Raw genomic sequence first — 767 nt, forward strand, 5'->3', positions numbered from 1 at the left:
GTCCCACCCCCGCCATCCCCGGTGATCAAGAGGTTCGTGTCACTTTTCGACGGAATGTTGACGTAAACCTCTTGATCACCGGGGATGGCGGGGGTGGGACCGGGTGGCTGGTTAGGGTCGGTGGGTGGACGACCTTGATGTGCTCGACTGGCGGGAACGCACCGCGGCGCTGTACCTGTCCGACGCCGACCTGGTCGGTTTCCGGACGGGCCGTGACGAGTTGTTCCGGACCCATCCGGCCAGCCCGTTACCGGCGGGCGACCGGGCGGGCTTTCCCGGGCTGGGGTGGTTCCCGCCGGACTCGGGGGCGGTGGTCGAGGCCCCGCTGCGCCCCGCCTCGGGCACCGAGAGCATCGACACCGGCGGCCCGGACGGGGTGGTGCGCTACCGGCGGGTGGCGGTCGCCGAGACCCCGTGGGGGCCGTTGACCCTGTGGTGGATCGAGGCGTACGGCGGCGGACTGTTCGTGCCGGTCCGCGACGGCACGAGCGGCCGGGAGACGTACGGCGGTGGTCGGTACCTCACCGACACGGTCAAGGGGACCTTCGGTCGGGGCCTGACCGTGCTTCCCGGCCATCGGGTCCGGCTCGACCCGAACTACCTCTACAACCCCTCCTGCGCGATCAACAGTTCGTACGCGTGCCCTCTCGCACCCCCGGAGAACACGGTCGACGTGCCCATCCGGGCCGGTGAACTGGACTATCCCCGCCGCGACCGCTGACCCTCCACGTCCCCGCCTCACCCGCCCCGCCGCCCGCCGCCCCCCC

At 71.6% G+C, this 767-nt stretch carries 1 protein-coding gene; it reads left to right on the forward strand.

Going from position 1 to position 767, the window contains the following annotated elements; all coding sequences use genetic code 11:
* Positions 1-124: 124 nt before the first annotated feature.
* Positions 125-721 carry a DUF1684 domain-containing protein gene (locus AC0AIB_RS31040; protein WP_328348595.1) on the forward strand — a complete coding sequence of 199 codons (597 nt, stop codon included), beginning with the start codon at positions 125-127 and terminating at the stop codon, positions 719-721.
* The last annotated feature ends 46 nt before the right edge of the window (positions 722-767 follow it).

This window comes from Micromonospora sp. DSM 43699 (assembly GCF_055517075.1).